Below are 25,139 nucleotides of genomic sequence, written 5' to 3' on the forward strand. Positions count from 1 at the left end.
CGGTGGAGGCGATCTGCTCCTTGGTCTCGACTTCCTTGGCCTGCTTGGAGAGCTCCTCGGAGACGCGTTCGACCGCGACCTCGATGCCCTTCTTCAGGCCCAGCGGGTTCGCGCCGGCGGCCACGTTCCGCAGGCCCTCCCGCACCAGGGCCTGAGCCAGGATCGTCGCGGTCGTGGTGCCGTCACCCGCGACGTCGTTGGTCTTCTTCGCGACTTCCTTGACGAGCTCCGCACCGATCTTCTCGAACGGGTCCTCGAGCTCGATCTCCTTCGCGATGCTCACACCGTCGTTGGTGATCGTGGGAACGCCCCACTTCTTCTCCAGAACGACGTTGCGACCCTTCGGGCCGAGCGTGACCTTGACCGCATCGGCCAGCTGGTTCATGCCGCGCTCCAGGCCGCGCCGTGCCTCCTCGTCGAAGGCAATGATCTTCGGCATGGTTTCTGGGTCCTCCCAGTGGGATGGCAGGTTCGATGGCCTGGCCACAACGACGCCCGCGACGGACGGCTCCCGCCGGCTCCGGCCCCGGTGCAACCACCGTGGATGCCGGGCGGATCGGGCAGCCTCGCCGTTTCAGCCTTTGGCACTCCCTAGGCGAGAGTGCTAAGTCTTGTTTAGCACTCGGCATGGGTGAGTGCAAGCTCGCCGCCGCTTCTCCGCGTCGCGCACCGCCGCCTCCCCGGCCCGTTGCCGGGTAGGTGACACAGGCCGCCGTCCGGTATCGGCCTGCCCTGGCCTGCCTCGTAGGCGCCACCTCGCGCCGCCGGGCGCACGGGGCCGTCCGGGGTCCCCCCTCCGAAGCGCGGGGCGGTGCTGCGGGTCCCAGGGACCGAGGGACGACCGCTGGTCGGTCAGTCGTCGCCGAGGCCGGCGGCCTCGAAGGCGCGCAGCGACGGCTTGATGGTGGCCGTCGGCCCGCCGGTCTCGACCAGCGGGTCGAGGGTCTTCAGCCCATCGCCGGTGTTGTAGATGACGGTCTCGGCGGCCGGGTCGAGCAGGCCCTCGCGCAGCAGGCGGCGCAGGTTCGCGACCGTGACGCCGCCGGCGGTCTCGCCGAAGATGCCCTCGGTGCGGGCGAGCAGCCGCATGCCCTCGAGGATCTCGTCGTCGCTGACGTCCGTGATCGCGCCTCCGGTGCGGCGGGCGACGTCGAGGGCGTACGGTCCGTCGGCCGGGTTACCGATGGACAGCGACTTCGCGATCGTCGACGGCCGCACCGGGGCGACGGTGTCGACCCCGCGGGCGAACGCCGCGGCCACCGGATTGCAACCGGCTGCCTGCGCGCCGAAGACCCGGTAGGGCGTCGGCTCCACCAGGCCCAGCTTGCCGAGCTCGCCGAACGCCTTGTCGACCTTGGTGAGTAGCGAGCCGGACGCGATCGGCACGACGACCTGCTCGGGCAGCCGCCAGCCGAGCTGCTCGGCGACCTCGTAGCCCAGCGTCTTGGAGCCCTCGGCGTAGAACGGCCGGACGTTGACGTTGACGAACGCCCACTCGTACTCGCCGGCCAGCTCGCTACACAGCCGGTTGACGTCGTCGTAGTTGCCCTGGATCGCGACGAGGGTCCCGCCGTACACGCCGGTGGAGACGGTCTTGCCGGCCTCCAAATCATGCGGCACCAGCACCACCGAGCGCAGGCCGGCCCCGGCGGCGTGCGCGGCCACGGACTGGGCGAGATTGCCGGTCGAGGCGCAGGCCACCGTGGTGAACCCGAGCTCGCGGGCGGCACTGAGGGCCACCGAGACGACGCGGTCCTTGAACGAATGCGTCGGGTTGGCGCTGTCGTCCTTGACGTAGAGCGTCTTCATCCCCAGCTCGGCGGCCAGGCGCGGGGCCGGGCGCAGCGGCGTCCAGCCGGCGCCGAGGGACACCCGGCGCGCCGGGTCGTGCCCCGCGGGCAGCAGGCCCACATAACGCCACAGGTTGGCCGGCCCGCGTTCGATGGATTCCCGGGTGACCCGACCCAGCAGGTCGGGGTCGTAGGAGATCTCCAGCGGGGCGAAGCACTCCACGCAGACGTGGGCCGGGGAGAGCGGGTAGGTGGCGCCGCAGTGGCGACAAGATAGCCCGACTGCGGGGTTCGCGACGTCGAGGGTGGGAGTGTCGGCACGCTCGGGCGCGAGAGTCATGAAGAAGCTCCTCATCTTTCCCGGGCAACCTGCCACGGGTCGGAATTAGCACCTGCCGCGCATCGGATGCGGGAGGTTGCCGGGGCTTCACAGGGCCGTTCCCTCTGCCCCTCTGGATGAGCCAGATGAAGTTGTCTGTCCGTACTGTAGACCGTGGGCCGGAGATCGTGCACCGGTGTTTCGTGGTTCACGGTCATGAGATCGTGTTTCGCCGGGTGCGGTCCGTCCTGGCCCCCACAATGTTCACCGGCGCGGGGCAGGCCGGGCCCGCGCCGGGCGACCGCCGTCCCCGCCCGGTGCCCGGGCAGCGGCGGCGGGCCGACCCACCTCGCAGATCAGGGAGTCCGTGACAGTGAGTATTCGCGTCGTCTACACCGATCTCGACGGCACGATGGTCGGCCCGAAGGGCTGCTTCTTCCGCGCCGAGGGTGGGGCGATCACCCTGGACCCGGCGCAGGCGCTCACCGAGCTGCACGCGGCCGGCATCGCGCTGGTGCTGGTCAGCGGTCGCACCCGGCCGCAGCTGCTCGAGGCGGCGCAGATCTTCGGCGCGGACGGCTTCATCGGGGAGCTCGGGGCGATCGTCGGCTGGAACGACGGGCGAGACAGCGAGATCCTGCGCGGCGCCATGCCACCCGATTTCGACCAGGTCCCCGAGTCGCTGCTCGACCAGTTGATCGAGCGCTATCCCGGCCGCCTGGAGCTGCACACCCCGTGGCACACCGGCCGCGAGGTCGACGTCATGCTCCGCGGCCGCATCGACGTCGGCGAGGTCGACGGCTGGCTCGCCGAGACCGGCTTCGCCTGGCTGAGCATGCGTGACAACGGCCTGATCTCGCCGGCCCACATGCCCGAGCTGGGGGTGGCGCCGCACGTGTACCACCTCGTTCCCGGTGGGGTGGGCAAGGGCGACGCGGTGGCCTACGACCTCAAGCGCCGCGGCGTGTACCCGGCCGAGGCGATCGCGATCGGCGACTCCGCCAGCGACCTGGCGATGGCCCCGCACGTCGGCCGGATGCACCTGGTCGCGAACGCGATGCGCCATCCCGACATCACCGCCCTGCTCGCCCGTTACGACAACGTGACGGTCGAGGCGGGCACGGTCGGCGCCGGCTGGGCGAGCGCGGTGCGGTCAGCCACCGTCTGATCCGCTGGGGCTCGGTTCACTGGCGGTTCACTGGCGGTTCGCTGGCGGTTTCCCCGCTGTTGGCGAACCGGACGGCGGCCGGACACCGGACGGACGATAGCCGGTCGTTTCCGACGGAACCTGCGCCGGATGGCCGTGGTGTGGCCGGCGGTCCGGCCTGCGCGGCCGTCCGGATGGCCTACCCTCCGCAGTGTGCAGCGGATGCGGGAAGCCGAGCAGGGCACGTCGGCGAGTCCTCTGGCGCGGGGGACAGCGCGGGTGCTGGTTGCCTCCAACCGGGGCCCGGTGGCGTTCGTCACCGGTGACGACGGTGAGCTGGTGCTGCGGCGGGGGGCCGGCGGCCTGGTCAGCGGCCTGAGCCAGGCTGCTGCCGATGCCCCGCCCGACGCCCTGCCGATGGTCTGGGTGTGCGCCGCGCTCGGTGACGCCGACCGGCGCGCGGTTCGCGCCGCACCGGCCGGCCGGCTCGACCTTGCCGGCCACGACACCGGCGGCACGGCCGTGCGGATGCTCGACGTCGACCGGGTCGTGTTCGACCGGGCCTACAACGCGGTCGCGAACCGCATTCTGTGGTTCGTCCAGCACCTGCTCTACGCCCCGGCCTCGCAGCCCGTGTTCGACCCGTCGTTTCGCCGCGACTGGGCGGCCTACGAGGCGTACAACGCGATGTTCGCCGAGGCGTTGGCGCACGAGGCCGCCCCGGGCGCCTCGGTGCTCGTCCAGGACTACCACCTGACCCTCGTCGCCGGGCAGCTCCGCCGACTGCGCCCGGACCTGCGCATCGCCCACTTCAGCCACACTCCGTGGGCGCCGCCGGAGTACTTCCGGATGCTGCCCGACGATGTCGGCGAACAGATCCTGCGCGGCATGCTCGGCGCTGACCGGCTGGGGTTCCTCACCGACGCCTGGGCCGACGCCTTCACCGAGTGCGCCCGCGGTCTGGCCGGCGTGCGGGTCGAGCGGCGCGCGATCACGGTGGCACCGCCCGCCGGGGCGGTGGGGGCTGGCCGCACGGTGCGGATCGGGGTGCACCCGCTCGGCGTCGACGCCGACGAGCTGCGCGGCCGGGCCGACGCGTCCGACGTCGCCGCCCGGGCGGCGGAACTCGTCGAGCTGGCCGAGGGCAGGCGCCTGATCGTCCGGGTGGACCGCACCGAGCTGTCCAAGAACATCGTGCGTGGCCTCGCCGCCTACCGCGAGCTGCTGCGGACCCACCCGGAATGGCGCGGCAAGGTGATGCACCTGGTCTGCGCCTACCCGTCGCGACACGATCTGCCGGAGTACCGCGAGTACACGGCGGCGGTGCAGCGGCTCGCCGCGGAGATCGAGGACGAGTTCGCCACGGACACCTGGCTGCCGCTGCGGCTGGAGATCACCGACGACTATCCGCGGTCGATCGCCGCGCTCACGCTCGCCGAGGTGCTCGTCGTCAATCCGATCCGGGACGGGATGAACCTCGTCGCGAAGGAGGGGCCGGTCCTGTCGCGGCACGACGCTGTGCTGGTGCTGTCCCGGGAGGCGGGGGCCTGCGCGGAGATGGGCCGGGCGGCGCTGGTGATCAATCCCTTCGACATCCAGGCGACCGCGCAGGCCCTACACACGGCACTGACGATGCCCGCGGCCGACCGCCGGCGCCGCGCCGGCGAACTCGCCGCCGTGGCCGGCCGGCTGCCGCCGCGGGTCTGGTTCACCGACCAGCTCGCCGCCCTCGCCGCGGATCGCGCCGACACGCCAGTCAGCCACCGAGGCGCTCGATGAGCACCTCCAGCAGCGCGACCATGCCGGCGGGGCCGCCGACGACCAGGTCGGCGCGTTCCCGCAACACGGCGGGGACCTCGGGACTGTCGCTGCACACGGTGATGCCGGGCAGCCCGCCTGCCCGCATCTCGTCGACGGCGGAGAAGGCGGGCAGGTCGCCGTAGTCGTCCCCGGCGACGAGCACCGAGCGTGCCCCACGGGCGGCGACGAGCTCGCGCAGCGCGCCCCCCTTGTCGTGCCCGGGCGGGCGCAGTTCCAGCACCTTCTTGCCCGGGGCGGCCTCCAGCCCGTGCTCCTCGGCGAGGGTCGTCAGGGCCGGGGCGAGCGCGGCCAGCGCCGCGTCCGGGTCGGCGGTGCGGCGCACGTGCACGACGAGCGCCTGGTGCTTGTCCTCGACGACCGTGCCGGCGGGGGCGTCGCGCAGCAGCTCGGGCAGTGCTCCGCGGACGGCGGCGACGCCCGCCAGCGGCTCGGGGCTGGTGATCGTGCGCGACTGCGAGTCCCATCGCTGCAGTCCGTACTGACCGAGGATGACCAACTCGCCGAGGCCGGGGAGCTTCGCCACCCCGGTCAGCTCCAGCAGCGCGTCGACCGGCCGCCCGGTGATGATCGCCAACGTGCCCACCGCGTGGGAGATCCGGCGCAGCGCCTCGAGCGCCCCGGCGGCGGGAACGGCGTCGGCCGGGCGGGCGACGATCGGAGCGAGGGTGCCGTCGTAGTCGAGGGCGATCAGGGCGCGGTCGGGCGCGGTGAGCAGGGCGGCGAGCCCGGCCCCGCCGGCGGGGGTGCGGGGCGCGGGCGGGCTGTGCTGGGCGGAATCGCTCACGGAGCCTTCCCGGGGTCGCTGTCGTCTATGGTCGAGGGCCGGCGGACATGCCCACCGGGGAATGTCTCAGGCGGAACGATCCCTGATTATTTTTCCGGGTCGGCGGGAAAGTCGCGAGTGATGACGAGGATCAGGGCGCCGGTGGAGACGATCCTCGTCTGGGCACGGGGGACGATCTTTTCGATGCCCGGAATGGCGTCCTTGAGCGCCTGGGCGGCCGCGGCGTCGGAGTCGTCGTAAAACACCGTCGAGACCGGCACGTCGTAGATCGACTGGAAGTTCCCGGTCCGCTCGACGGGGAACCCGGCGGCCTCGACCTGCCCGGCTGCCTTCTCGGCCAGTCCGGAGATCCGGGAGTTGTTCAGCACGACCACCGGCGCTGTCACGGGGGGCCGCCGGCCCGGCTGCGCCGGTGGCGGCACCGGTGTCGCCGATGCCGGCCGTTCGGCGGGTGGCGTCGTCGTGGCCGGGCTCGGGCGATGGGTCGGCGAGGCCGCGGGCGTCGTGCGATGCACGGAGGGCGACGGGCTTGGGCTGCCGCCGTCCGGAGTGCGGGAGGGCGCCGCGACCGGGTTCGGCGGCTCGGGGCCGGACTTGCCGTTGAGGAGGTTGACCAACAGGATGCCGACGAGCACGGCGATGACGGCGATGGCTCCCGCCACCACGGCGTGCAGCCGGTCCGCGGGCCGGCCCGGAGGTCGGCGCTGCGGCGGCGCGCTCGTGCCATGCGTCATAGGTTGCTTTACTCCTCGCCCCGGTCCCGGCGGCCGGACCTGGCGGCCCGGCGCTGCTCGCGCAGTCGGCGCAGCCGCCGGACGAGCATCGGATCCGTGATCAGCGCCGCGTCCGAGTCGATCAGCCGGTTGAGGATCTGGTAGTAGCGCGTCGAGGACAGACCGAACTCGGCGCGGATCGCCTCCTCCTTCGCCCCCGGATGGCGCCACCAGCCCTGCTCGAAGCGAAGGACGCGCCGGTCGCGGTCGGACAGCTCCGCGGCCGGTGTGCTCGTCCGCCCGGGTTCCTCGGGCGGCAGGGGTTGAGCTGCCTGCACAGCGGGACCTCCTCGGGACGCGGCCGGGACGATGAGCACGGTCGGACGCAGCCACGCCACGCCCGGTATGGTTCGCCGCCCACTATTTCACCCCGAGGGTCCGACATCCCCGGTCGTCTCCGGGAACACACATTCCGGGCGGCCATCGCACCGGCGGTCCCGCAGACGAGGCAGACGAAGTCCTCCGTGGTGCGGGACCGCCGTGCGCGGCGACGGGTACACCAACCACTGCCCATCATGCCTGTGCTCGCGCCACGTCGACGTCCATCCCGGCGACCGCACGGCCGGCTGCGGTGGGGTGATGCGTCCGGTGGCCGTCGAGACCCGGACGCACGACGTGATCCTCACTCATGCCTGCGAGCGCTGCGGCCACCGCCGGCGAAACCGCACCGCGCCGGCCGACGACCGTGACGCCCTGCTCGCCGTCGCCGCCGCAGCGGCACAGGCGGCGGTGTTCTCCACCACCGAAGTGGCGTTCCCCGCGATGGGATCTCTGCTGGGGCCGGACTCCGCCGGCGCCCGGCCACGGCGCCGCACCGCCCGCGCCCGCACTGGCCGCGGCCGCTGAGCGGCCCGCGTCCCGGTCGGGTGCGTCCCGGTCGGGTGCGTCCCGGTCGGGTGTGCCAGGTCGGGTGTGCCTGGTTGGGCAGCCGCACGAGTTGCCGAGAGCTCGCACGATCGGTGGCCTTGACCGTGGTCACCCTCGGCAACTCGGCGACCGGCACCGTCCGGTGGCAGCCCTGGGCCCGAGGGCCCGGGATGCCGCCCGGCGCGGCCCGTTCGGGGCCGGCGCGGGTCACCTCGCGCCGGCGAGTACCCCGTCGGTCGGGGTGGCGACCCGTGGGGGAAGGGACGCCTGGTTCAGGCTGAACTGTGGAGCGGCAGGCGGGCCCTCAGGGATACAGGCCGCGCGTCTGGTGGGCCTCGGCGACCCGGCTCACCCCGATGATGTGCGCCGCGGCGCGCATGCTGACGCCCTGCGTGGTGGCGAGCATCGCCACCTCGCCGTAGGCCCGCTCCATCAGGGTCCGCAGCCGGTCGTTGACCTCGTCCTCGGACCAGAAGTAGGCCTGCATGTCCTGCACCCACTCGAAGTACGAGACCGCGACGCCGCCGCCGTTGGCGAGGATGTCCGGCACGACCATCACGCCCCGGTCCTCCAGGATCCGGTCGGCCTCGGCTGTCACCGGGCCGTTGGCCCCCTCGACGATGATCCGGGCCTTGACCCGGTCGGCGTTCTCGACGGTGATCACGCCTTCGAGGGCCGCGGGGAGCAGGACGTCCACATCGAGCTCGAGCAGGTCGTCGTTGGTGAGCGTGTCCGTGCCGGGGAATCCGACGACGGTCTCCGCCCCCTCGGCGAGGTGGCGGATCAGAGCCGCCGGGTTGAGGCCCTGCGGGTTGTAGATGCCGCCCTTGACGTCCGAGACCGCAACGACCTTGCAGCCGGCGTCGTGCAGGTACTGGGCGGCGAGCGCCCCGACCTTGCCGAAGCCCTGAATGGCGACGGTGGTGTCGTACGGGTCCCGCCCGGTCTGGCGCAGCGCGGCGAACAGCGCGAGCTGCACGCCGCGGCTGGTCGCCCCGGCTCGCCCGGCGGAGCCGCCGATCGACAGCGGCTTGCCGGTCACGACGCCGGTGGCGATGTGGCCGGTGTGGGCGGAGTAGGTGTCCATGATCCAGGCCATGGTCTGCTCGTCGGTGCCCACGTCGGGGGCCGGGATGTCCTTCTCCGGCCCGATCAGGGGAACAAGCTCGGCGGCGTAGCGCCGGGTCATGCGCTCGCGTTCCTGGCGGGACAGCAGCGCCGGCTCCACAGCGATGCCGCCCTTCGCCCCGCCGTAGGGGATCCCCATCAGCGCGCACTTCCAGGTCATCCACATCGCCAGCGCCTTGACCTCGTCGAGGTCGGTGTCGGGGTGGTAGCGGATGCCGCCCTTGCCGGGGCCGCGGGCGAGGTTGTGCTGGACGCGGTAGCCGGTCAGCACCATCAGCGAACCGTCGTCACGCAGCAGTGGCACGCTGACGGTGATCGCCCGGCGGGGCATGCGGAGCAGGTCGTGCAGTCCATCGTCGAGGCCCAGATGACGGGCCGCGTTCGCCAGTTGAACGCAGGCCGTGTCCCATGCTGAGCCGGATCCGAGGATCACAGGCACCTCCGCGGCGCATTTCGAGTCACCCTCCGCCGCCGAACGCGCCGCCGGGTTCGTCGGCCACGGCGCGCTCCGTTGCGTGCCGTGGCAGTGACTCGATATGGCGCAAACAATAGGTGACGGCAGAGGCCCTCTGCCCGGCGCGTCGAGGGCGCGCCTCGGGCTGCCCGAACGGGCGGGTACGGTCGCGGTCGTGCGCGCGGATCAGTCGGCCCCGTCCGCCGGGCCGCCCCGCCCGCCGGCCCCGGAGCCGGCCGCCGTCGGCGGCCCGGTGGCCACATCCCGGACCGGTCCGGGTGCCCCCCGTCTGACCGCCGGTCGGTTGTGGGGTGCCTGGCTGCTCAGCCGGGCGCTGCTCGTCGTCGGGGTCCTGGCCGGCCAGACGTTCGGTGCTCAGCAGAGTGTCCTGGGCGATCTTCGAATCTACGCCGGCTGGGCGCACGATCTCGGCCACGGCGGCGGCCTGCCCGTCGGTGATGATCGCTGGCAGTACCCGCCTGCAGCGGCGGTCGCGCTCGTGCTACCGGAGCTGGCTCACACCCTTTCGGCGGTGCCCTATCGAGTGGCGTTCCTCGTGCTGACCCTTCTCGCCGACCTCGCGGTGACCGCCGCGCTGGCGCGGCGCGACCGAGGCGCGGCGCTGTTCTGGGTGGTCGGGATCACCGCGCTGGGTCCGGTGGCACTGGCCCGGTTCGACCTGCTACCGGCGGCGGCGGCGGTCGCCACGGTGCTCGCCGTGTCGCGCGCCCGGTTCGGCCGCGCCGGATTCCACCTCGGCGTCGGGGCGCTGCTCAAAGTGTGGCCGTTGTTGCTGCTGGTCGCGGTGCCGGTCCCGGCGGGCTCGCCGGCACGGTGGCCGGCCTGGCTGCGAGCGGGGGCGGCCCGCCTGGTCGGCGGGTTGCTGGGCGCCGTGGTGCTGCTCGCCGCCGTCGGAGCGCTGACCGGATGGTGGCGCGACGCCCTCGGCTTCCTCGGCGCGCAGCAGGCCCGCGGGCTGCAGGTCGAGGCGGTGGCCGCGACGCCGTTCGTCGTCGCCCACATGCTCGGCGGGCCGGCGCCGGACTACTCCTACGGTTCCCTGCAGTTCGGTGGCTCGGTGGCGCGCGCCGTCGCCACGGCGTGCAGTCTGCTCGAGGTCGTCGCCATCGTCGTCGCGGCGGTGTGGTGGTGGACGCGGGGCCGGCTGCCGGCGGGTGACGGGGCAGCCCGGGCGGTGGCCGGGACGCTCGCCGGGCGAGCCCTCGCGCTCGTCGTCGTGGTCGTCGTCACCGCCCGGGTGCTCAGCCCGCAGTACCTCGTGTGGATCCTCGCGCTGGTGGCCGTGGGGCTCGCAGTGGACCCGGCGGCCACGAGCGGCACCGACGGCACCGGTACCGGCGGCCGGCCGCGGGGGCCGCGGGGGCGGTTGCCGGTGGCGCTGCTGGCCTGCGTCGCGCTGACCCAGCTCATCTACCCGTGGCGGTACAACGACGTCATCCAGGGCCGGATCGTCCTGAGCCTGCTGCTGGTCGGGCGCAACCTCGGTCTGATCATGGTGTGTTGGTGGGCGGTGCGGGCCGCCGCCGCGGCGCCAGCAGTGCGGTTGCGGCCCCGGCCGCGAGGGCCAGCGCGGCGACGGTGACGAGGGCGGCCACGCCGGTGGTGCCGAGCAGCCGCCAGGTGGCCGCGAGCGGGGGGAGGGTCGCGACGCACAACAAGGTGGAGGCCAGGACCAGCACGGCCGCGGTGCGCCCCGCGGCCGTGCCCGCCAGCGCCCCCCCTCGCCGTCCGGCCGGGGCGCCGCGTGCCGCGAGGACGGCGAGCGGCGCCAGGCACAGCGCGAGGTACCAGGGGTAGACCACCGGATTGCCGAGCGCCACTGCCAGACCACCGAACCCGACGACGACCAGGTCGGGCCGATGGTCGGCGAGGGCCCGAAACGCCCGGTCGCCGCCCGCCGGCGGCGTCCCGGCGGACGATGTTTCGGCGGAAGATGCCCCGACGGGTGGCGTTCCGACGGGTGGTGTCTCGGCGGGTGGTGTCCGGCGCCAGGCGCGCAGGGCGAGCGCGAGGACGACGGCCGCCGCGGCCGCGAGGCACAGCGCCCGGGTCACCCGCTGCGACGTGCCGTCCGCGGGATGTACGCCGACCAGCGCGAGCACGCCGTCGGCCGCCGTGGCGAGGATCGAGGCGGGAGCGATTCCGGTGGTCACGGCGCCCGATGTCGACAGCGCCCGGATCCAGGTCGGGCCGAAACCCGCGGCGGCGATGCTCAGGCCCGAGGCGACGGCGACGGCGACGACGTCCGCGGTGAGGCGCACGGCGCCCGCCCGCAGCGGCCGGGGCGCCCGCCGCGCGGCCAGCAGGTGGGCCAGCACCAGCCAACCGACGCAGAGCAGGGCGGTCGCCTTGACGTTGCCCGCGAGGCACGCCAGTCCAGTCGCGGCCGCGCCCGCAACGATCCCACCCACCTCGGCCCGCCCCGAGTTCGCCGCCTGCGAGTTCGCCGCCTGCGAGTTCCCCGCCTGCGGGTGCGGCCCCGTCGCGCGGCGGGTGGCGCGGTCCACTACGAGGGCGGCGACGACGAGCATGGCGGCGATCGCGTCGAGGTGCGCGCTGCCGACGAGGTGGATGACGACCACGGGGTTCGCCGCGACCAGGACCGCAACCGCTTGGCGCCGGGTCGGCTCGGACCCGGCGAGGCGCAGCGACAGGCCGATCATGGCGATCGTGGCGAGGACGGCGACCACTCGGAGCACCACGACGGTGCCGGCGGGCCCGCCGCCGATCGCCGCCGCGGCCTTCTCGACCGCGACCGCGGCGCCGCCGTAGGGGGTGTGGGTGTGCCACCAGCGCGGGTCGACCGCCCGCACGAACGCCCGGCCCGAACCGTCCGGCGCCCCGGCCGTCAGCAGGGTGGCCACGCCGTGGGTCGCCGGGTCCAGGCCGAGCCGGGCCAGCTCGCCCTGGGCGGCGTAGGCGTATACGTCCCGGCTGAACAGCGGCGGCCCGACGGCGAAGGGCAGGCTCCATGCGACGGCCGCTGCGAGCCCGGCGCGGGTGGACACCCGCCCGGCGGCCATCGCGCCTACCAGGAGAGCCCAGCACAGACACAGCGTGATGACGCTGAGCGCGGACATCCCGGCCAGAACGCCCCTTGCCGTCTCCGTCGTTGGGGTCGATGGGAGAATTCCCAGCCAGGATGAGGGATCGGTGACGTACGGATCGCGTGGGCCGAGCCGCCCCTCGGCCAGCATGGCCGCGACCGCGGCGCCGGTTCCGCCGATGATCAGCCAGATGGCGCTGGTCGAGGCCCTGTTGGCGGACGGTCCGCGGCCGCCGCGCGCCACCGAAGAGGAGGTGGTCGCGGCCGGCCGGTCGCCTGCCGGTGGGCCGGCGGGAGATGATCGGTGGGATGCGGCGGACGGACCGTCGTCGACGCCTTGGGAGGTCGCGGGTGACAGCGCTCGCGGCGCCCGGCTCCCCGGTCGACGCCACGCCCGGTAGTCGGCCGATGGCATCGCTTGTGGCGCTGCCGGCCGGCGAGACCGAGTCTCGCGTGGCTCCACTGCCTCAGACCCCCTTCATCGCCCTCGAGCCGCCGCGGCACCACGGGCCGGTTGTGCGGGGCCTGCTCGTTGTCGTCGCGGCCGTGCGCCGGTGGCCCTGGACGCTGACCGCGGCACTGTGCCTGCTGTGCGTCGGGCTCGGCGTGACCGGCCCCGACACCCCCGCCCAGGAGTACCGGGTGTGGCTGTTCCGCCACGGCGGGGCGGTCCTCTGGGACGATCAATGGTACGGCGGCCACACCATACCCGGGTACAGCGTGCTGTTCCCGCCGCTCGGTGCGCTGTTGGGGGTCCAGCTCCTGGGCGCGATCTCCTGCGTCGCCTCCACGGTGATCGTGACCCGGCTGCTGCGTGGGCCGGGTCGGCGGTCGGGGCAGGACCTCGTCCTCGTCTGGTTCGCCGTGGCGACGGTGTCGAACCTCGTCGTCGGGCGGATGCCGTTTGCCCTCGGCATGGCGTTCGGTGCGCTGGCGCTGCTCGGGGCCCGTGAACGCCGGGCGAAGCTGACCTGGGCCGGCGCCATGCTGTCATCGCTGGCCTCGCCCCTGGCCGCCGGTTTCGTGCTGCTCGTCGGCGCCGCGCTGCTGCTGACCATCGGCTGGCGGCGCGTGCTGCCGTTCGCCGGAGCCGGGGCCGGCATCGTCGTCGCGCTCGCCTTCCCCGAGGACGGCTACCAACCGTTCCCGGCGCTGACCTTCCTGTCGTTGCTGGCGCTCATCGCGGTGGGACTGCTGGTGGTCCCGAAGGGCGCCCGGGCGATCCGGCACGGCCTGCTGTTGTGGGCGGCTGCGGCGGCGCTGTTCTTCTTCATCCCCTCCCAGGTCGGGGGGAACATCACCCGGCCGGCGACGCTGCTGGCCGGCCCCGCGGCGGCACTGCTGCTCGCCGACCGTCGCCGGGTGCTCGCGATCGTGGCGATCCCGCTGATCGGCTGGCAGATCGGCCCGATCCACGGCGCGCTGCTCACCCAGGGCGATCGGTCCTCGTCCGCCGGGTACTACACCGAGCTGCTCGACTACCTCGACCGCGGCGCTCCGGTGCCGGCCGGCCGGGTCGAGGTTCCGTTCACCCGGGCCCACTGGGAGGCGCGCTTCGTGGCGCCGAGCGTGCCGATGGCCCGGGGCTGGCTGCGCCAGCTCGACAGCAAGTACAACGCGCTGTTCTACGACGGCAGCCTCAACGCCGAGACCTACCACGAGTGGCTGCTCGCCCGGGGCATCCGCTACGTCGCCCTGCCCGACGTGGAGCTCGACCCGTCCGCCGTCGCGGAGGCGAAACTGCTGCGGGCGGGCCTGCCCTACCTCGAGCTCGCCTGGCAGAACCCGCACTGGAAGGTCTGGCTCGTCACCGATTCCCCCGGCCTGGTGCAGGGGCCGGCGAGCCTCACCGAGCTCGGGGTGAGCTCGGTGGCCGTGCGCTTCCGCACGCCGGGGGTCGCCACCGTGCTCGTCCACTACACGCCCTACTGGCGGCTGTCGGAGGGCAGGGCGTGCGTGTTCCGCGCCGCCGGCGGCTGGACGGGCATCCTCACCGAGGCGGCCGGGCCGGTGCGCCTGTCCGCCCGGCTCTCGGTCGACGGCCTGACCCGGGCCAGCGCCCTGGACTGTCCGGTGGACCAGCGCATCTCCTGACGGCGGCTCCGCTCGGGGCCAGCCGGGAAGTCAGGCGGGGTCGTCGAGGCGGACGATGCGCAGCCCCACATGGGCGAGGATCGCCGGCAGGCTGCGGATGACATCGCGGGCGCGTTCCCGGTCGGTCTCGGGCAATGCCGACCAGTCGACGATCGCGGGGTGGCGGCGGTCGGGACCGTTCTGCTGGGTCGGGCCCAGGGCGTAGCCGTGGACCTCCCGCTCCCGGCGCCACCGCTGGTGTTCCTGCTGGGCGAGCTCGTCGATCTCGTCCGCGGCGAACGCGAAGTCGGTGTCGGCCTCCCCGGCCGGCATCAGCATCAGCGTCTGTGCCGCCTGCAGGATCTCCCCGAACTGGGCGGCCTGCGCCCGGTTGGAGTCCCGCAGGTCATCCGGGAGCTCCTCCCACCCCACCATCGCCGGCCTGGACCCCATCGCGATGCCCCGGCGGCGTTCCGCCGCCAGATAGCGCTCGTGGCTCGCCCGGGCGAAGCGTTCGATCAGGTCGGTGTCGCCGAGGTCGAGCGGGAGCGCCTCGTCGTTGACGGCGAAGAAGCGCACGCCGCCCAGGAGGTCCTCCAGCAGTGGCCCCGGCAGCGGGGTCGATGGGCGGGGGAACGTCGGGCGGCCGAAGACGTCCTGCAGGCTGCGCTGCCGGCCGGTGCACACGATGACCGTGGTCCGCGCGACCCCGAATCGGCCGTTGAGCACCTGCGCCGCGTCCAGCCCGCACAGCAGCGCCCGTTCCTCGTCGCTCTGACAGACGTAGACGAACTCGGGGGGCCCGTTGGGACCATCCGCTTCCATGACGGCCGGCGGCAGCTCGCTGTTCGGGGTGTTGTGACCGGTGAGCGCGACCCGGGTGAGCGCGGGTTCTCGGACGCGCAACGCGGCGAGTATCTCATCGGCCGCCGGATCGGCCACGGCGATGGGCAGCAGCGGGCCGGCCGCCCCGACCAGGGCCACCCAGCGGCGGGCCAGCTCCATCACCAGGGCGCGGCCGAGGCCTGACAGCCCGAGGACGGCCAGGGGCGCTGGTACGACGGGCGGTTCCTCCTCGTGATCCGGGGCGGCCCAGCTCGGCGGGTAGCGGTTGAGCAGGGCGCGCGCGCCGAGTACCTCGACGGCGAAGAAGTCCAGCCGGAATCCGCTGTCGTCGTTGAACCCGATCCGTCGGGCACGCAGGTGCGGGATCAGGGAGAGGTCGCCTACCTGGGCCACGCAGCGCAGCGGCTGCTCCGCCCGGTCGGCGGCCAGACGCCGGGCGGCAAGGGCGATGGCCAGGTTCGACGAGGTGTCCGGCAGGCAGCCGTAGACCACGTCCGCGCGGGCGACCCCGGCCTTCGCCAGCACCAGCGGCTCCATCGGGTCGCCGACGACCCGCAGCAGGCCGGGCGGGAGTTCGGCGTCCGGATACTCCCGCTCCGCGTCCTCGGCGACCAGCACCACCCGTTTGGACCGGGAGAGCTTGTCGACGAGCGCGGACGCCGTGGGACCGGTACCGCACACGATGACGTGATGGCGGGCGTGGCGGGCCCGGAAGCGTTCGAAGCGCTGGGCGAAGATCGTGCTTACGCCGTCGGCGACTCCGACGGCCGTCGCCACCGGCGCGAGGAACCGCGCTATCTCCAGCGCCAGCGGGTACCGCCCGCCGTTCTGGAAGACCGTCCCGTCGGCGAGGAAGAGAGTCGCGGTGAAGAACACGATGTTGGGCCAGTTGAACATCGCCGGCTCACTGCGGAACTGCCGGTACATCCCGATCAGGCCGAGGCTGAACGCGATCACCCCGAGGACGGCGAACGTCCCCAGCAGATGACGGCGCAGCCAGCGGGCCAGCCGGCCGGCGACAGGCTGCGGGCGGGCCACCCAGCGTTCGAGCCGATGCCCGACGCCGCCGCGCCCGCCCCGGCCGCCGGGTGCGCCGCGGCTGATCACCGTGGCCGTCCCGGCGGGATTGCCGAGGGCGGGATCGAGACCGCCGACGCCGGGTTCGCCGCGCCGGCCGTCCGATCGGCCTCACCGCGCGGAGGGCTCGGATACCAGGTCGGCGACGACGATGGTGGTGTCATCGCGGGCTCCGGCGAGCAGGGCGGCTTCGACGAGGGCATCCGCGGCCCGCTCGGGCGGCTCGGAGCCCAGCTCGCCGAGCAGGCCGTCGAGCTGCTCGGGTGTCATCACCTTTGTGATGCCGTCGCTGGCGAGGACGACCCGGTCGCCAGCCCGGACCGGCTCGCTGAAGATGTCGGCCTCGATCTCGTCGGCGAGACCGACGGCATTCAGCAGCGGGCCGTTGCGAATCGCGTGCGGGGTGGTCAGCGCCCGCGGGCGCCCCCGGTTCGGCTGCAGCCACACCGAGCTGTCGCCGACATGGGCGACGGTGAGGTACTCGCCGGTGTTGTGCTGCCGGCCGAGGATGACGACGTCCAGCGTGCAGGCCATGCCCAGCCAGGTCGGTTCCTCCCGGGCCCGGGTACGGACCACCCGATTCGCCCGCTCCACCGCCTTGCGCAGACCCTCCAGGGGATCCTCGGCGTACTGAGGACGGAAGCCGGCCACGGTGGTGACGGTCAGCGTGGAGGCGATCTGGCCGGCGGCCTCGCCCCCGACGCCGTCCGAAACCGCCAGTAGGCCGTCCACGACGACGAACGCGTCCTCGTTGGGACCGCCGCGCTTGCCTCGGCGGGTCCGGCCGGCGGCGGCCAGCCGCAGCGGGGCGGCCGTGGTCTGCTCGGGCTCGGTGGCCATCAGATCGGTCGACTGCTCCCGCGGTGAGGCGGCGGCGGTGTTGGGATACGTGGTCGCCGTCGAGGTGCTCTCCCACCGTGGGTCGCCCGCGGCCGCTCGCCTGCCCGGCGGCTCGGCGCCCGGCGCGGCCGACTGCGCCACGAAGGTCGTCGTGGGCGGCGCGATCGGGTGGTCACCGGTCTGCGGGTCGTAGTAGCGGGTGGCGTCCTCCCGCTCGTCCTCGAAGGACTGGTGCTGATACGGCGGAGCGGCGGGGGGTGGAGTCCAGCCGGTCGCGTCGGGATCGCGACTGTTCTCCTCACCGACTGGAACCTGCGCGGTCACATCCCCTCCCCACGACTCGCCCGCTTCCGGGCCGTCGCCTGCGTCGTCGGCCGCCTGTGCGGCGGGGGGGACCGGCGCCGGCTCGGTGAAGCCCGGCACGATCCCATCCGGCGCGGCGGCGTCGGAGCTGTCTCGCAGCGGCACCGCACCGGAGCGATGCCGCTGATGGTCCAGTCCGCGGCCGCGGCGCTGGCTTCCCTGCCGAACCGGCCGGTTGTTCAGGGCGAAGAAGATCACCAGGGCTACCAGCAGCACCACGATGAGCATGATCGGCACCAGCGAGCTACCCATGGCCTCCGTCCTCGCCGAACCATTCATGATCACGCTGTCGGACGTGTCGCCAGCCGTCCTTCTCCTACCCAAGGGCATCGGCGCACCGCTAACCCCTGGTGTGTCGCGACACCGACACAGGTGCTGGTCATTGTTCCAGACTCCAACGACCCCGAGTAGAGCGAACGGGACAGCCACGGTGGTCGTTTCACCGGTCGGGCGCGGCGGCGGGACCGCGGCACCCCGGAGGCACCCGCCCGCCCGGCCGCCGTCGACGTGCCGCCGCCGGGCGGGTGCCTGCCGGTGCCTGCTGCCCGCCGGACCCCGTGCCGGGCACGACGTGCCGTGGGAGCGCGCCGGGCGGGCTCGCGGTCGTCACCCGCCGGCCCGACGAACGGTGGTGTCACCGGACCAGCGCGAACAGGGCGAGCACGGCGGCGGCCAAGGTGAAAGCGAACACGGGGAGCCCGAAGGAGCGCCGCCGGGGCCGGATCGCGCCGCGTTCGGCGATCCCGGCGATGACCCGGGACTCGACGAAGCCGGGTAGTTCGTGCTCCGCCCGCAGGCGCGGGTCGTCCGGCAGGTAGAGCGCGACCAGCCGGCGCACGACGCGTTCCAGGTCGGCGGGATGCGGCCCGCCATCGCGACGGAAGTACTCCTCCGCGGCCACCTGCAAGCCCGCCCCCGAGGTCGCCCCCGAGGTTGGCTCCGAGGTTGGCTCCTTGCCGGCCCGCTGGGGCGCGCCCCGGCTCCGGATCGCCTCGTGCAGATCCCAGGCATCGTCCCAGCTCGGCACGTGCCGGACCAGCAGGCCGAAAACCCGGGCCGGGTCGAGCTGCCCCGGCCCGCAGGCGTCGAGGAACGCGACCGCCGGACTCCGCCCGTCCGCCGAGTTCGGCGGGATGCGCACGGTGAGCTCGGCGCCCAGGTCATGCAGCTCCGCCGGGGACGACGCGGGGCGACGCGGGCCGACGGCCGCGCAGGCGGTCTGATCATCGCCGTCCACGCCACGGGCGTAGAGGCCCAGCACGCGAGCAACGGTGTCGACCACCTGGCTTCCGCCCTGGCGGGCCGCAGCCAGTGCCTCGAGGAAGGGCCGGGCGCCGGCGGCGAGGAGCTCAGGTCCGTCGTCGTCGCGTCCGGGCGGTGACGCCGAGCCGGCCGGGACAGCAAAAGCCGCCGCGGCGGCGATCGCGTCCCGGAGGTCCTCGGCTCCGTACCAGCCCGGGGCGTACAGGACGAGTACCCGGAAGGCGTCGGCTCCCCAGGAACGGGTCTCCCGCAGCAGCCGCACGACCGCCGCCGCCGGCGACTCGGCGGGTGCCCCCGCGGCCGGTGCGGTCGCGGGGAGCGCCGCGCCGGCGGCGAGCCAGGCCAGCTCGTCGGCGAGAGCGTCGGCGAACATGTACCCCTCGGTGAGCCCGAACCGGTCGAACACAGTCCGCAGGGCCGGGCTGAGCAGGTCCCGGACGCGTGCGGCCCGGTGGCGGTCGTCCCGACGGCCCGGGTCGGCGGCGGGTGCGACCGCCAGCGCGCCGAGGTCCGCGACCAGCCCGGCCAGTAGCTGCACGATCTGCCGATGCATCGTCATGACGGCGGTGTGGACCGCGGTGACGTATGCCGCCCGGTCGAACTCGGTCGGATCGCCGGCCGGTGCCAGCCGGGTGATTGCCTGGGTGACGTCGCTGGCGGCGCGGGCCAGAACGTCGGCGCGCTGCCCCGGTGGGCGGTGAGGCTTCGGCCGGAACCGGGCGCCCGGCGCGCCCGGCGGGCGGAACAGGCCGCGCAGCGAGGCGAGCTCGTGCAGCTCGGTGGGCGATTCCAGCGGATCTGCCAACGGATCGTGCCCCGAGTACGTCAGCGAGACCCCCAGCGGCACCCCGAAAGCGGCCAGCAGCCGGTCGACGGGGTGCAGTCGGCCGTCCCAGTACGACCACTCCATCCGGTAGGCCGCCGCCACATGCCGGGTGACCGCGACCTGAGCGGCCCGCTCCAGCTCAAGCCACTCCGTGGTGGCGGCCGCCGCGGGAGAGGCCGCTGCTGGCAGGACGGCTGTCACCGTCACCTCGAAGCCGGTCTCCGGTTCGTCCGGGGGGAACTGGTCGGTGGTGCCGGGCTGGCCCGTGGCGGACGGGGGTCTTCCCGGACGGACGGTGCGCAGCGCGTCGAGGGTCTCGGTGGCGAGCCGCAGCGCGCTGCCGCTGGCCGACGGAAGCCGGTACGACGAGAGGATCGATTCCAGGCCGGCGGCGAGGGGCGGGATCGCCTGGCGCAGCGGCTCCTCGGCCCCGCGGGTGGGCGACGGACCGCGCAGCGCGGCGAGATCGTCAGCCAGCGCAGTCAGAGCCCCCTCGACCTGCCGTTGCTCCTCGACGACGGCGGCCTCGACGTCCGCGGCAACCCGGGCACGATCGGCCGGATCGACCTCCCCCAGCCGGTCGAGCACGCCGGCCACGACCATGGCACGGCCCTGCTCCCGCGACGTCGGCTCGGTCCGTTCCCCCCATTCCGCCGGCGATCTCAACCGCCGGTTGGACGCGCCGGCAGGCGGTCCCGTCAGCTGGCCCGCGATGCGGCGCAACTGCCCGCGCAGCCGTTCGGCGCTCGGCAGGTGGATGGGCAGACCGACCGGGCGGGTCAGGATCGCGATCAGCCGACCTGCCGGGTCGGTGCCGTCCTCGTCGGCGGGTCCCGGCGCCAGCAGCAACTCGTAGGCGTCGTGCAGGTGCTCGACGACCGCGCGCGCATGCCCGGCGGCCGGCGGCGCCGCGGTGGACGATCGCGCATCCGCCGGCAAGGCCATGGCCTGGGCGGGGGACGGTTGACCCGCTGCGGTCTCCGGGCTCGGGGGCTGCTCGCCTGGTCGGTCCACTGCCGTGTCCCGTGCGCTTCTCGCCACCAGCCGGCGGCACCAGTGCCCGGGATCGTGCGGCTGGAACGCCTCCTCGCCGACCAGGGCCAGCAGGCCGCTGACGCCGCGGATCCCGCTACGCCCGTAGACATCGACGAGCAGGCGGGCCGCCTCGGAGACGGCCGGGGGGACCGGCGGCGCGACACGTGGATCCACCTGAATTGCCGCCGGGTCGGCACCGGCCACGAGCTCGGGCGGCACCGGGACGAACAGGAACCGGGGTGCGGAGGGGCCCGAACCGGGGGCGGGCGAAGCGGCGTGGATGGCGAAGGTGAGCCGGTAGGGGAGCACCCCTTCGAGCATCTCGACGAGTGCCCACATCAGCGTGACGGCCTCGTCCGGGCCGGTGTGCGACACCATGAACGGTCGCTCCGTCCACGACCAGGTGAGCACCGTCGAGACCAGGGCGGTCAGCCGGTTGCGCCGGGCGGGGACCCGCGCGGCCTGGCGCAGGGTCCGCTCGCCGGTCCGTCGCTGCGCGGTGAGGTCGTCGAGGCGCAGGGGGGGCAGCCGCGGCGTGGTCCGGGCGTCGCCGGCCGTGGCCCCGCCGGCCGCGTACAACGCCAGCGCGACCCGTTCGGTCAGGTAGTCGGCCCGCCCGATCAGGACGTGCGCCCGCAGCCGACCGCGGCCGGCGCCGTTTCGGCCGGCGCTGTTTCGGCCGGCGCTGTTTCGGCCGGCGACCTGGACGCGGTGGACGAGCGCGGCGTCCGGCACGTCGGACTGGTCGTCCCGGACGGGCCGATCGGGCGTGCCGACGACGTAGGCGAGGGCGGTCGGCGGGTGGTCGGCGGGACTGTCGCCCGCCTTGACCTGGGCGGCGAGCAGGCCGTTCCACGAGCGGGTTATCGCGGAACTCAGCGAACTCGCGATGGGAAAGTAACCCTCGGTGTCGGCCCGTGTCCGCCTGGACCAGGCATAGACGATCTGGTCGATGCGGGTCACCGCGGAGGTGGCGCTGTCCGTGGCCGCGGGGCCCACGCGATTCATGGTCGCAGGTCCGAGAACTGGACCTCCAGCACCCCGGCGCCTCGGACGGGGGCCAGCCGCAGTACGCCGGCGCCCCGCGTCGCCGCGGTCCAGACGATCTCGATGCTGGACTCGACCGGCTCCGCGGGATCGGCTCGGTTCGTTTCCCACGGCGCAGGGTCCGGTCGGGCCGCCCGAGGCGCGAAGCCGATTACGCCAGGAATGGCCGGCACCGTGCGGGTGAGTTGATCGAACACCTCGGGGCTGCGCAACGCGTCGAGCAGGGCCCGCAGCGCCGGCCCGTCATCGCCGGCATCGTCGGCGACGGCCCGGGGTTCGTCCTCGAGCCACTCGAGCCACTCGGGTCCGGCTGCCGCGGACTTGCCTGCGGCGCCAGCGCTCACGTCGAACCTCACGTGCCGGTGAAGCAGGGTTGGCACAGTGCCGGGGGTGAAGCGGCCCAGCACGCACTCCCGGCTACAGAAGCGCAGGTCCAGGGTGGCGGCCAGACCGGCCGCGGCACTCACCGACGGCTCCGGGCGACGGTCGTCCCACGGCGCGCCCGAGCATTCCACCGGGCCCGACGATGTTCATTCCTCCGCGCCCGGTTTGCCGGTGCGTGATTGGTCTCCGAGAGGGGGCGGGACTGGCGTTGTTTTCCTGCCGGGTAATGCTGCCGGGCAATGGATGCCCGGGTTTTGGCGCATGGGCGGGATGGGCTGCCCCCACCCGGCGTCCTCTGCTTCCTTGACAATGGACGTCCCCCCCGGTTCGCCGCCAGCGGACAATGATCGTGTAGTCGGCCAATTACTGCCTACTGGCGAAAAGTTATTCCTCGAACCTCGGTCAGTCCAGCGGAAGACCAAAAAATCATCCCGGTCCGGGTGATCCGAACTCCCGGTGCGGGCGCCGGAGTCGGGAGCGCCGGCGTCGGCGACGGCTTTTCGCCGGCTGCATGCGTCGACGCGGCGTGCAGCAGCATGTGCGGCGGACCGTTCTGGTTTCGCGGCGTGCCGTCGAGTGGACACCGATGATAGGCCCGAAGCTCGCCGTTATACGTCTGCGCCGAACGCCGTGCCGGGATTTCCGGCAAAGATGGACGAGCGTTGCAGAGCTGATGTCAGCTCGGTGTTCCACGGGAGGTTCCACGGGAGGTTCGGTGGGCGCCTGCCGCCGGGTGGAGGAGCCTCCTTCACCGGGCGTGACGTTTATCCGGGTCGGCGGCGCGGGCGGAGCGCTTTTCGCCAGGGAAGGCGGTCGGTGCCGCGGCGGTTCTGGGCCGGACCAGCGTCACCTGGTCGAATGGCACCGGGTCGGGGGAACTCGAGTCGTATGCGGTCACCCGGATGCTGGTCAGCCCGCCCGGCCCGCCGGGATCCACCTCGAACCCGGCGAACGCATAGGGGTGATCGGGTGCTCGGAAGGCCAACCAGGACGCGTCCTCGAGCTCGCGCACGGCGGGCCGGTGCCGGCGACCCGGTTCGCGGTCGCGGACCCCGACCACGATCCGTCCGGCGGGCGGATCCAGCAGCGTGTCCGCGGACGGCGACGACGAGCCCCCGGTGCCCACCATCAGATGGACCGTTCCCGCTGACGTGTCGACGACGGCGGCGCCGCCGGGCTCGTCCGGACCCCCCGACCCGGCCGCCCCCGCAACCGGCCGGGGAACGAGGGTCCTGCTGCCGGGGACGGTGCCCCGCACCGGGTGGCTGCGTTCGTAGTGGTGCTCGTGCCCGTAGAGCACGAGGTCCACTCCGTGACGGTCGAACAGCGGCAGCCAGGCCTCCCGGATGCCCAGGTCGGCGCCGTTGTGATCGGCCGAGGTGGACAGGGCCGTATGGTGCATGGCGACCACGATCCAGTCGATGCCCGGGTCGGCGCGGGCCTGCTTCAGCGTCCGTGCGAGCCAGGCGGTCTGCCGGCCGGCGCTGAACCCGCGCAGGTAGATCGGGCCGCTGTTCTGGTAGCAGACGTCGTCGGCGCTGAGCAGCACGAAGCGGACCGCGCCGACGGTGAAGGCGTACCACAGGCCCTCAAGGTGGTTTTCTTCCCCGTTCGGTGGCAGCTCGAAGTAGGTCTGGTAGGCCGCGAGCCCCAGTGCCCCGTTCCCCCGCTCGATCTCGTGGTTCCCGACGCACGGCAGCCAGGGCCGTAGCCGCGCGGACGTGCTGATCATCGTGAACCAGTCAGACCAGGTCCGCACGGGGTCCTCACGCTGGTTGGCGTAGGACAGATCCCCGCCTGCCAGCGCGAACAGGGGCGCGCACCGCTCGACGCCGGCCACGGCGTACCCGGAGGCGGGCGAGCCGAACGGGTCGTACGGCCGATCGGTGCCCTGATCGCCGAAGAAGGTGAAGCTGAAGGCGGCCCGCGACCCCGGCGCCGTGCGGAACGAGCCGTCCGCCGCCTGCGGGCGGCCGCCGTGCTCGATCGTGAAGGTGTACTCCGTGGCCGGCTCGAGCCCGGACAGGGGTGCGTGATGGGCGAAGACGGCCTCGCCGGTGTGGGCATCCCGATAGGAGCGGGTGTTCGCCGGGATCGCCTCGCCGGGCGTGCCAGGCTCGGCCTGGCAGCGCACCGCGGGCCGGGTGACGGGGCCGCGGGTCAGCCAGGAGACGACCATGGCCGTCGCCGGGTCGGGACCGAAGGCCAGATGGACGCCGTAGGCTTCCTTGGCACCGCCAGTCACTCCACCCGATCCCGCCTGATGTCTGCTGCCGTGGGCCTGCTTGCCAGGCATCAAGCATGGTGTCATGGGCCACGGCCGCCCATCGACCGAACATGGTGTGGGTTAGCCGACGTTCAGGCGCCGCCGGCGCCCGACCCGTGGACCCTTACTGTCCTGGGACGGCGCATCCGCCCGCCGTCCCAGGGACGGGTGACCGGGGAGCGACCATGACTGCCGCCGACGCCGCCCTGCTGCTCGGCGCCGGCGTACTGGCCGGCATCACCAGCACCGTTGCCGGGCTGGCGTCGCTCGTCTCCTACCCGGCGCTGCTCGCCACCGGGCTGCCGCCGCTGGCGGCGAACGTCACCAACACGACGGCGCTGCTGTTCGTGGCGGTGGGCGCGGCCGCCGGGTCGCGGCCCGAGCTCGCGGGCCAGGCCGACCGGGTCGCCCGGTTCGCGGTGATGACCCTCGCCGGCGGAGCGGTGGGTGCCGTCCTGCTTCTGACGCTGCCGGAGCGAACGTTCGAACGCGCGGTGCCGGTGCTGATCGCCGGGGCGGCCGTGCTGCTGTGGGCGCAACCCCGGATCCTCGCCCGGCGGGCCGAAGCGCCGGCCGAGGGCGGCGCGGCGGTGCTCGCCGCGGTCTTCGGAACCGGGATCTACCTGGGCTACTTCGGCGCTGGTGGCGGCGTGGCGCTGCTCGCCGTGCTGGCGGTGGCGATTCCCGAGCCGCTGGCTCGGGTCAACGCGATCAAAAACGTGTCGTCGGGCTTCGCGAACCTGGTCGCGGCGGCGGGGTTCGCGGTCTTCGGGCCGGTGCACTGGGCGGCGGTGGCGCCGCTGGCCGTCGGCCTGCTGATCGGCGGCGCGGCCGGGCCGCCGATCGTGCGCCGGCTGCCGGGCGACGCCCTACGGGTACTCATCGGGCTGGCCGCGCTCGGTCTCGCGGCGAGCCTCGCCTGGGATGCCTACACCTGATCCGGACCCGTACCTGATCCGACAGGTGAGC

At 73.6% G+C, this 25,139-nt stretch carries 18 protein-coding genes and 1 riboswitch; of the genes, 6 read left to right on the plus strand and 12 right to left on the minus strand.

Going from position 1 to position 25,139, the window contains the following annotated elements; translation table 11 throughout:
* Positions 1 to 439, minus strand: a 439-nt coding sequence (locus tag NBZ85_RS01610; RefSeq protein WP_308205156.1) for a TCP-1/cpn60 chaperonin family protein, incomplete at its 3' end; no start/stop codon positions are given.
* A 413-nt stretch (positions 440 to 852) separates the two neighbouring features.
* Positions 853 to 2,130 (minus strand): threonine synthase, encoded by a 1,278-nt coding sequence (thrC, locus tag NBZ85_RS01615; RefSeq protein WP_261559531.1) that lies wholly within the window; start codon positions 2,128 to 2,130, stop codon positions 853 to 855.
* A gap of 8 nt (positions 2,131 to 2,138) precedes the next feature.
* A riboswitch (SAM riboswitch) is annotated at positions 2,139 to 2,253 on the minus strand.
* Positions 2,254 to 2,482: 229 nt separating this feature from the next.
* On the opposite strand from thrC, the gene NBZ85_RS01620 reads away from it, so the two are divergent.
* Both NBZ85_RS01620 and NBZ85_RS01625 read left to right on the plus strand, forming a co-directional pair.
* A complete protein-coding gene (locus NBZ85_RS01620; RefSeq protein WP_261561403.1) occupies positions 2,483 to 3,277 on the plus strand; it encodes an HAD family hydrolase in 795 nt (264 codons plus the stop codon).
* Positions 3,278 to 3,478: 201 nt separating this feature from the next.
* The gene (locus tag NBZ85_RS01625) at positions 3,479 to 5,035 is read left to right on the plus strand and encodes an alpha,alpha-trehalose-phosphate synthase (UDP-forming) (RefSeq protein WP_261559529.1); all 1,557 of its coding nucleotides are present in this window, start codon (positions 3,479 to 3,481) and stop codon (positions 5,033 to 5,035) included.
* Here the strand turns inward: NBZ85_RS01625 and otsB are convergent.
* From otsB to NBZ85_RS01640, 3 genes are all read right to left on the minus strand, one after another.
* On the minus strand, positions 5,013 to 5,861 hold the full coding sequence (otsB, locus tag NBZ85_RS01630) for a trehalose-phosphatase (protein ID WP_261561404.1): 849 nt from the start codon (positions 5,859 to 5,861) through the stop codon (positions 5,013 to 5,015). The genes NBZ85_RS01625 and otsB overlap by 23 nt on opposite strands.
* Positions 5,862 to 5,947: 86 nt before the next feature.
* Entirely contained in the window at positions 5,948 to 6,595 is a 648-nt protein-coding gene (locus NBZ85_RS01635) for a LytR C-terminal domain-containing protein (RefSeq protein ID WP_261559528.1), read from the minus strand.
* Between the two features lie 8 nt (positions 6,596 to 6,603).
* Positions 6,604 to 6,912: a DUF3263 domain-containing protein gene (locus NBZ85_RS01640; protein ID WP_261559527.1), complete on the minus strand. Its 309-nt coding sequence runs from the start codon at positions 6,910 to 6,912 to the stop codon at positions 6,604 to 6,606.
* Positions 6,913 to 7,114: 202 nt separating this feature from the next.
* Between NBZ85_RS01640 and NBZ85_RS01645 the strand changes: the two genes are divergently transcribed.
* On the plus strand, positions 7,115 to 7,480 hold the full coding sequence (locus NBZ85_RS01645) for an RNHCP domain-containing protein (RefSeq protein ID WP_261561405.1): 366 nt from the start codon (positions 7,115 to 7,117) through the stop codon (positions 7,478 to 7,480).
* 325 nt (positions 7,481 to 7,805) lie between these two features.
* On the opposite strand, the gene NBZ85_RS01650 is transcribed toward NBZ85_RS01645, so the two are convergent.
* Positions 7,806 to 9,062, minus strand: coding sequence for a Glu/Leu/Phe/Val family dehydrogenase (locus tag NBZ85_RS01650; RefSeq protein WP_261554274.1), 1,257 nt, complete (start codon positions 9,060 to 9,062; stop codon positions 7,806 to 7,808).
* Between the two features lie 196 nt (positions 9,063 to 9,258).
* Between NBZ85_RS01650 and NBZ85_RS01655 the strand changes: the two genes are divergently transcribed.
* Positions 9,259 to 10,686, plus strand: a complete 1,428-nt coding sequence (locus NBZ85_RS01655; protein ID WP_261561406.1) for a glycosyltransferase 87 family protein — start codon at positions 9,259 to 9,261, stop codon at positions 10,684 to 10,686.
* On the opposite strand, the gene mptB is transcribed toward NBZ85_RS01655, so the two are convergent.
* Positions 10,595 to 12,394 carry a polyprenol phosphomannose-dependent alpha 1,6 mannosyltransferase MptB gene (mptB, locus tag NBZ85_RS01660; protein ID WP_261561407.1) on the minus strand — a complete coding sequence of 600 codons (1,800 nt, stop codon included), beginning with the start codon at positions 12,392 to 12,394 and terminating at the stop codon, positions 10,595 to 10,597. The genes NBZ85_RS01655 and mptB overlap by 92 nt on opposite strands.
* A 164-nt stretch (positions 12,395 to 12,558) precedes the next feature.
* Between mptB and NBZ85_RS01665 the strand changes: the two genes are divergently transcribed.
* On the plus strand, positions 12,559 to 14,244 hold the full coding sequence (locus NBZ85_RS01665; protein WP_264761103.1) for a hypothetical protein: 1,686 nt from the start codon (positions 12,559 to 12,561) through the stop codon (positions 14,242 to 14,244).
* Between the two features lie 30 nt (positions 14,245 to 14,274).
* Here the strand turns inward: NBZ85_RS01665 and NBZ85_RS01670 are convergent, their stop codons facing one another.
* From NBZ85_RS01670 to NBZ85_RS01690, 5 genes are all read right to left on the minus strand, one after another.
* The gene (locus NBZ85_RS01670) at positions 14,275 to 16,176 is read right to left on the minus strand and encodes an NAD-binding protein (protein ID WP_261554269.1); all 1,902 of its coding nucleotides are present in this window, start codon (positions 16,174 to 16,176) and stop codon (positions 14,275 to 14,277) included.
* 81 nt (positions 16,177 to 16,257) lie between these two features.
* Positions 16,258 to 17,601: a PP2C family protein-serine/threonine phosphatase gene (locus NBZ85_RS01675; RefSeq protein WP_261554268.1), complete on the minus strand. Its 1,344-nt coding sequence runs from the start codon at positions 17,599 to 17,601 to the stop codon at positions 16,258 to 16,260.
* 382 nt (positions 17,602 to 17,983) lie between these two features.
* Complete coding sequence (locus NBZ85_RS01680; RefSeq protein ID WP_261561408.1) at positions 17,984 to 21,481, minus strand: hypothetical protein; 3,498 nt, start codon at positions 21,479 to 21,481, stop codon at positions 17,984 to 17,986.
* Complete coding sequence (locus NBZ85_RS01685) at positions 21,478 to 21,987, minus strand: hypothetical protein (RefSeq protein ID WP_261554266.1); 510 nt, start codon at positions 21,985 to 21,987, stop codon at positions 21,478 to 21,480. Before NBZ85_RS01685 ends, NBZ85_RS01680 begins: the two co-directional genes overlap by 4 nt.
* Positions 21,988 to 22,652: 665 nt before the next feature.
* Positions 22,653 to 24,200, minus strand: a complete 1,548-nt coding sequence (locus NBZ85_RS01690; protein WP_264761096.1) for a purple acid phosphatase family protein — start codon at positions 24,198 to 24,200, stop codon at positions 22,653 to 22,655.
* A gap of 155 nt (positions 24,201 to 24,355) precedes the next feature.
* On the opposite strand from NBZ85_RS01690, the gene NBZ85_RS01695 reads away from it, so the two are divergent.
* Positions 24,356 to 25,108 carry a sulfite exporter TauE/SafE family protein gene (locus tag NBZ85_RS01695; RefSeq protein WP_261554264.1) on the plus strand — a complete coding sequence of 251 codons (753 nt, stop codon included), beginning with the start codon at positions 24,356 to 24,358 and terminating at the stop codon, positions 25,106 to 25,108.
* Positions 25,109 to 25,139 lie beyond the last annotated feature (31 nt).

Source organism: Frankia tisae (assembly GCF_025403405.1).
In the GTDB taxonomy this organism is placed as follows: Bacteria; Actinomycetota; Actinomycetes; order Frankiales; family Frankiaceae; genus Frankia; species Frankia tisai.